The 8,224-nt window shown below is 42.3% G+C and carries 4 protein-coding genes; all 4 read right to left on the bottom strand.

Annotated features, from left to right (window positions below):
• Positions 1 to 1,261, bottom strand: a 1,261-nt coding sequence (locus QNK26_RS15315) for a TolC family outer membrane protein (RefSeq protein ID WP_319224658.1), incomplete at its 3' end; no start/stop codon positions are given.
• 34 nt (positions 1,262 to 1,295) lie between these two features.
• Positions 1,296 to 2,663: an HlyD family type I secretion periplasmic adaptor subunit gene (locus tag QNK26_RS15310; protein ID WP_319224656.1), complete on the bottom strand. Its 1,368-nt coding sequence runs from the start codon at positions 2,661 to 2,663 to the stop codon at positions 1,296 to 1,298.
• The gene (locus tag QNK26_RS15305) at positions 2,660 to 4,846 is read right to left on the bottom strand and encodes a type I secretion system permease/ATPase (protein ID WP_319224666.1); all 2,187 of its coding nucleotides are present in this window, start codon (positions 4,844 to 4,846) and stop codon (positions 2,660 to 2,662) included. Before QNK26_RS15305 ends, QNK26_RS15310 begins: the two co-directional genes overlap by 4 nt.
• Before the next feature lie 33 nt (positions 4,847 to 4,879).
• Positions 4,880 to 8,224, bottom strand: a 3,345-nt coding sequence (locus tag QNK26_RS15300) for an Ig-like domain-containing protein (RefSeq protein ID WP_319224653.1), incomplete at its 5' end; no start/stop codon positions are given.

The raw sequence follows: 8,224 nt of genomic DNA, 5'->3' as shown, positions 1-8,224 counted from the left end.
CGTATTCTTTACGCGCTTCAAATAACTCATTTTCGGTATCGAGTAGATCCAGTAAACTACGTTGGCCCAGTTTAAACTGTTGTTCATACGCCGCTTGTGAGTCTTTAGAGGCGATAACGTGCTCTTTGATATACTGCATTTGTATATTAAGTAACTCGTGCGCATTCCAGGCCAAGTTAAAACCCTCTGTTATTTGACGATGTACACTGCGATTAATTTCACTCGCTTCTGTAATTTTATATGCAGTCTCTTTCGCTAACGCTTTATCTTTGCCACCGGAATATAGGTTGTAAGAAAAGCGCACCATAGCAACAACATCGTTATTATGACCGCCGTAACCATCACCGTCTTCACCATCAATATCGTTATTAAAATTAGCATCCACTTCTAATGTCACTTTCGGATAGTAATTTGATTTGGCGGCATCATGCTGATAGCGCGCCGAGGTAATGTCATTATTCGATGATTTAACCACAGGATGGTTAATCAACGCGTCACGTAACCCTGTTTGACGATCTATTGGTAACAATGCCACATCTGGAATTGGAATGACCAAGTTATCTGGCTGCTGATCTGTCACTCGAGTAAACTGTGTTTGACTGTCTAAATAGTTATTTTTTGCTGAAATAACATTTGACTGCGCCCGTGCCAATCGACCGGTAATTTGTGATAAATCAGCGATACTACCAAGACCCGAGTTAGTTCGCTCTTCGATCTGACCAAAAATCGTTTTATGCGTCGATAAGTTACGCTCAGATAGCTCTAGAATACGTTGGCTTTTAAGTAAGTTGGTATACGCTTTAGTAACATCTAACGCTACATCTTCAGCGGTGCCGAATAGACGCCATTGCTCAGCACTAGTCGCATAGCTAGTACGGCTTATATCACTACTAGTCTGGAAACCACTAAACAGGCTTTGTTTAAGACTGACCCCAAACTCACCGCGATTTAGATCCTCAGTATCTCCTCCAGCACTGCGTCGAGTACCTGGGCTATTGGTATATTCATAACCATAACCACCCGTCATATCAATACTGGGTAAATAGCCTGACTCAGCTTGCTGAACTTGTTCTTCACGCACTTTAAATTTAGTAAAGGCAATTCGGATATCAGGATGCGTACTTAAAGTCATCGCGACAGCCTCCTCTACAGATTGCGCATTAACAGCTGCAGACCACCCAATTACAGAACACATTAGCGCAGGGTAAAGAACCTTGTGGGTGAATAATATCCGCTGACAAAAAGAGTCGCTGACTGACATTTTTATTTCCTTATTATAAACATTCATGTGCAACTTAAAGCTCCCTGAGCGCCATAGCTTTGGCTCTCAACACTGGATTTAATATGTATTCGAGTACGGTTCGTTTACCGATGATGACATCCACAGAAGTCATCATTCCGGGAATGATCGGCATGTCATGGTTACCCTGAATATCTGAAATATCGGTTCGTACCCGAATAATATAAAAACTATTACCGTCTTCATCTTGGGTGGTATCGGCACTTATGTGCTCAACCACGCCTTTTAAGCCGCCATAACGAGTGAAATCATAGGCGGTTATTTTCACCACGGCCGTTAATCCTAAGTGCACAAAGGCAATATCCTTAGGTTTAATCTTGGCTTCAATTAATAATTTATCTTCGGTTGGTACGATTTCTAGCAAGGCTTGTCCAGGCTGGATCACACCGCCTAATGTTCGAATGTGTAATGTTTTAATGGTACCGACTACTGGTGACACAATCAGGGCTTTTTCCACCTTGTCTCGCACGCCGACTTGAGCTTCTGTTATCCGAGAGAATTTACTTTGTAATTCGTTTAACTGTGCACGAGCATCGGCACGATAGTTAAGCACCGCTTCACGGCGTTTTAATACCGCTTCAGCCATCGCGGATTGTAGTTTTGGTACCAATAAACGAATCGAGTTTAGCTCACCTTTAATGCTATTCACGCTGCGTTCTAATTTAAGTAATTCAACTTCCGAAATGATGAATTTTTTTGCTAGTGGTCGCGTTAATGCTAATTCTCTCGCAGCCAGTTTATAACTTATCTCTAGGGTTTTAATTTTTGATTTAAGTTCTTTAGTTTCTTCAAATCGCTGCTGGATCTGCTGGCCTTGAATGGCGACCAGATTAGTTAAGCTGTCTAATCGAGCGCGATACTCATCTTGCTGACGCGTCACTAAATAAGGCAAGTTTTGCTGCAGGTCGTCGGGGAAAATAAGGGCTTTTTTGGTGATCTTAATTTGTAACTGCCAATTAGTAACATCAGCAACCAAGATACTACTTAACTCGCTGCGTAAACGGATAATATCCGCTCGTAAACTATCAACTTCCTGGCGTTGCTGCGCTAAATCAGCTCGAAAACGGGTGTCATCAATACGTGCCAACGGTTGATTTTTGGTGACTAATACGCCTTCTTGTACGTACAAATCTTGTAGAATACCTCCATCTAAGCTTTGAATTATTTGGATTTGAGAAGAAGGTACAACTTTACCCATGCCAGTCGTCACCCGATCTAACTTAGCAAAATAAGCCCACACGATAAAACTAAATACCAATGCGGTAACCGCCCATATCGTGAGGCGGTGAATACGAGGACTTTGCGTTAACAGCGTACCATAAACATCATCCGCCATATCTAGGTCTTGTTTACTTATTTTCATTGTGTCGCTCCTGGAACTAAAGCGCCACTTTTCAGTTTTTCGAGAATAACCGCTTTTGGGCCATCGGCAACTAAGCGACCTTTATCCAATACAATGATCCGATCAACCAACTGTAATAAATGCATTTTATGGGTAATTAATAATAAGGTTCGATCTTTAGCAATGATCTGCATTGAGTTAATGAATTGTTTTTCAGATCGCGCATCAAGACTAGCAGTAGGTTCATCTAATAATAAAATCTGTGGGTCATTTAGGATTGCGCGGGCTAAGGCGATAGATTGACGTTGACCGCGAGATAAGGCTTTCCCGCCTTCACCGACTTGCTGATCAAGACCTTGTGAATCAAGATCGGTAAACATGTTTACCCCAGAGAACTGTACGGCTCGGATCAATTGGTATTCAGTAACTTGCTTTGCGCCAAACAGAATGTTTTCTTTAATGGTACCGTGAAATAAAGTGATATCTTGCGGTAAATAGCCAAAGTTACGACGCAGATCACTGGGATGGATCTGCTGTTGATTCATGCCATCGAACTGCAGACTGCCCGAAGTCGGTTGATATAAACCTAACAATAATTTAGCTAAGGTACTTTTACCCGAGCCATTACGGCCAATGATCGCGACTTTCTCGCCCGGCTGAATATGTAAAGACAATGGGTATAAACTTGGTTTATCTACGTCAGGATAGTGAAATCCCAATTGTTCTAACGCGATCTTACCCTCGAGTTTACTGCGACTGGCAAGGTGAGCTTTATCTTCAAACTCATCAACTTGTTCCATGATCGCATCAAGCTGACGCATGGCACTAATCGTTTGATTAGAACGAGTCATTAACGCGGCGATTTTAGCCATTGGGGAAATTGCACGACTGGATAACATCACAGCGGCGATAATAGCACCCATCGAGATCTCGTTATCAGCAACGCGATAGACCCCTAACACAACCACACCAATCACAGAGACTTGCACAATCAAGCTCGCCACATTCGCCACTGAGTTAGTGATCACTTTCGCTTTGAGCTGCCAAGTCGATATATGCCCGAGCATTTGTTGCCAGCTTTGTTGCACCACACCTTCTGCGCCGTTGGCTTTAATCAACTCTAGCACCGAGAGGCTTTCGACTAAATGACCATGGCGTAAACTTGAAAACTTATTACCTTCTTCAATCGCATGACGCAAACGCGGTTGTATCAATAAGGTGTAGCCGATAATCAGTAAGGTTGCGATCACCGAAAACATGGCTAAATCACCAGCGACTAACCAGATAATAACCATAAATAATATAGCAAAGGGGAGATCAACTAACGCCGTGATCGTCGCAGAGGATAAAAATTCACGCACACTATCAAATTCACTGAGCTGCTTGGCCATGCCGCCAACACTCGATGCGCGTTTCTCTAGTGGCATACCAATGACTTTAGCGAATAGTTTAGCAGAAGTTTCCAAATCAACTTTCTTACCTGCAACATCGATAAGGTAACCACGTAATTGCTTCATGATAAAGTCAAAAATATAAGCGACGGTTGCACCAATCGCCAATACCCAAAGAGACTCAAAAGCCAAGTTAGGCACGACTTTATCGTAGACATTCATCACAAATAATGGCGATACTAAAGCAAATAAATTGACTAAGACCGAGGCGATAATGACATCACGATAGATAGAACTAGAAGATTTAACGGTTTGCCATAACCAATGCTTTTTACTGTCATGCAAATGCACATCAAATTCACGGTCACCGTGATACTGCTGCTTAACTAAAAACAGATAACCCACATAAATAGCTTCCAACTCAGCGATAGCCAGTACCACTTCACCACCGGTTTCAGGCATAGAAACAACCGCTTTGTCCGCAGCAATATCTAACTCTTGCAATACACAAGCTTTTTGATCTTTTAGCAGTAAAATACACGGCAATAACATGCGCGGTAATTCATTCAGACCTTTTTGACTTAACTTAGCACTTAGTCCAGCTCGGGATGCTGCTTGAGGTACCAGTTCAGGTGACAGATGAGCACCCGATATAGATAATCCAGCCGTCAACGCTTCACCCGAACACGGGTTAGCAAAATGTTCCGTCAGTAAGATTAAACAATCCAGCAGTGGATCCTCAACAATGCGTTGAGAAGGATGTATGTTCCACTGTGGCGTTGAAGCCGTATTCGCTGCTGCCTGCACTGTGATTAATTCCCTTAAATTTAACAGTTTTGAAATCGACTAAAAGACCAATGGCTCGTCTAAGTCATTCAATATACTGTTGATACCGTCCTTGCTGGTAAGGTCAACATTACTATAAGCAGCACTTAAGTCAACATTATCTAAAATGATAACCTGACTAATACTGCCATTTTCACCATCTGCTTTGATATTAATAGTCGTTGTCACTATATCGTTATCATCGCTAGCAAAGCTCAATTCTAAGTAATCGCCTAAACTGCCAGTCGTAGCGCCTTGTAGTAAGTCGCTGAGATCGAGTTTATCTTCAGTAATATCAAAGTCAGTGATGTGATCGACTGCTGGAATGTCAGCTGTACCTTCATCCCCGTTTAGCCAGACAAAGGTATCAATACCGCTACCACCAGTGAGAATGTCGTTGCCGCTGCCACCAATTAAGGTATCCGTGCCCTCTTTGCCATCCAGAATATCATCACCACTAGTACCAATTAGGCTATCATCAATATCCGACCTACTACTCGTATCTCCAGTATGACTTTCCGTTGAAACTGCAGTTATACCAAGTGTAAAATCCTCTGTTCCATTAGGTATACTCATCGTTAATGTTTCTGAAATTGATGTTACAGTCTCATCGACTTCAATCGTCCAAGTATTATCGCCATTATCGGTCCCCATGCTAAGTGCAGCACCAGTCGGAACACCTGTAATTGTGACACTCAGAGTTTCACTTCCATCTGTATCACTTAATGCTGCGGCTATGGATATTTCATATTCATAATATTCACTCACTACAACAGAATCGGCATTCACACCTTTAATTTTAAACTCTTGATTTGTATCATTAATAATTTTAATGCTGTCAAAAGTATAATCAGAGGTAATGGTAAAAATATGATCTTGGTTATTACCATAAGTAGTAGCGTCATCAAGCTCTATTGTCTCCATAACTCTCCCATCTTTTATAAGAACAACTCTGCCTTCGTCATGTGAATCTTTGTAACTTTTAATCTGGACATTAGCAGTGTTTGTAACGCCTCCAAGAGTATATGTTACATAATCACCATAATGATTTAAGTTATAGTCTTTATCATTATTGAAATTAGCCTTATTTTCAACAACTTGAGCTTTACTCACCTCGATAGAGGCATTCATAGGTGCATCCGCTACAGTATCATTTAATGCAAAAGAGCCAGTTGCAACATCATAAGTTACATCTGCAAATTTTATAATTTCCACATTTCTTAACTCTGTTATATCTCCCGTTCTATCATCATTACTGTCACTTGATGCACCACTTGTTACGATGACATTTCCATCTGCATCTGTTGTGATTTTATATTCACCCATATCTGCATCAAATGTGACGATATCTGTACCATCGCCACCATCTATTACCACACTATCATTTGTGTCATCGATATCGCTTATATTAACGGTATCGTCGCCACGTCCAGCCATGACAAAGTCATCACTAACTTCTGTGTATGCATGACTCCAGTTTTCATGCGAATAATGTGTGCTGTCAGTATGAGCAGTTTCATTACCAGCGGTATCAGTCTCTGTCACACTAAAGAATTCATTATCATTAATTCCTGTCGCACGAAGGTCGGAGATATCGCTACTCCAAGTGCCGTTATCTTTCACAGTTACGGTGGCAACATCATCCCCATCTTCATCATAGATAGTAATTGTATTCCCAGCTTCGGCTCCTTTACCACTCATTGTTACTGAAGAGTAATCCCCCTTATTATCAACTATATTTGTAATAGCCAATTCACCTATATCGCTCGCTTCTGTATCTATAATGATATCTTTGCTCGCTTCACTTATTACACTATGTCCTCCACCATCGGTACTTGCTACAGCGACTACTACTGAGTTATCTGCGACTAAGTCATCTGTATCTACATCGACAAAGTATGCTCCATCGGCACCAACTTCTGTTTTATAAGCAGTTCCATTTACCGTCACAGTTACGAGATCTCCTGCTGCTACATCTCCACCAGTTGCTGTTCCTGATACTTCAATTTTGTCAGTTTCCGCTTCCGCGGCATTAATCACATCGTCACCGGAGATTGTCGAAATCGTCACCGTACCGGCTTCGGCCATAATATTTTTGACTGTTACTGTAACTGGTAATGTTGTTGAACTGCTATCACCGTTCGAAGATTCTGACGCAGTAGCAACTATATTTAATGTATAAGAAGTTGTATCTGTGATATCAATTGTTGTTAATGTTAGATTATCTAAACTCCAATCAGTGATATCAATATTTGTTGTAGAAACATCCGCCGTAAACGATTTTGTTCCGTCCGTGAGTGTAAAACCTTCAGGAATATCTTCTAATACAACAACTAATGACTCTGAACCATCCGTATCAGCTAAAGCTGAAGTAATATTCAATGCTACCGAGCTCTCTTCATCGATAACAATGGGGCCTGTAACGATCTCTTCTACTACGTTGTCATACGTTATTGAATTAATCAGATAATCATCGCCTGAACCGCTTGCAGTAAAGACTATTCTGTCAAAAGTTGCGCCACTATCTGGCATCAGTGTAATAGCATCATCAACACCATCACTTCCGCCATCAACAGCACCGGTCCCAACTTCAACACCATTTTTATAAAATGTATAAGTCGCTGTTTCACGTGAATGTAGCCACGCAAATGCAACATCAACAGATGAAATATCATTATCAAAAGTGACCACCAGTGACTCAGATCTCCCTAACTCACCATCCGCGCCGGAAGCATTTCCCGTCACACCAAAACCTTCAGGATTAGAGACAGCACTGATGGTGGATGCTTCACCAGAAGCATCGTATGCAGTAATGGTAAAACCACTCGTTGTATCAGCAGCATTAGCAAGTGTAATTGACTGGTTCTCAGTCGATTCAGTGGTAACGCTTAGTGTGGGTGCATCCGCTACTGCATTCACGGTGACCGTCACGGTCTCAGCATTACCTTCGGAATTGGTATAGTCAAAGCGGTCGGTGCCATTGAAATTCGCATTCGGCGTGTACACCACTTTGCCATCAACGATAGCCGTGGTGCCGTTCGCGCCGTCTTCAACGGACGTTAAGGTCGCCGTGTCGGCATCGACACTGTCCGTATCATTGCCCAGCACATCAATCGTGATCGCCGCATCTTCGTTGGTCAGCGCCGTATCGGCTACAACCGTAGTTTCATCATCAACCGCACTCACCGTGACCGTCACCGTCTCTGAATTGCCTTCCGAGTTGCTGTAGGTAAAGCTATCGATGCCATTGAAGTTGGCATTCGGGGTGTAAACCACCGCGCCATCCACGATGGCCGTTGACCCGTTCGCGCCATTGGTAACCGCAACTAAGGTGGCGGTATCGACATCGACACTGTCCGTATCATT

It is taken from the genome of Moritella sp., from assembly GCF_033791185.1.
Classification (GTDB): Bacteria; Pseudomonadota; Gammaproteobacteria; order Enterobacterales; family Moritellaceae; genus Moritella.
The sequence above is the reverse complement of the archived record's forward strand: the minus strand, read 5'-3'. Positions and strand labels throughout refer to the sequence as shown.

Excerpts from the sequence above, each read along its gene's own strand:
- QNK26_RS15310 (WP_319224656.1), bottom strand. The coding sequence starts at position 2,663 with ATGAAAATAAGTAAACAAGACCTAGATATGGCGGATGATGTTTATGGT.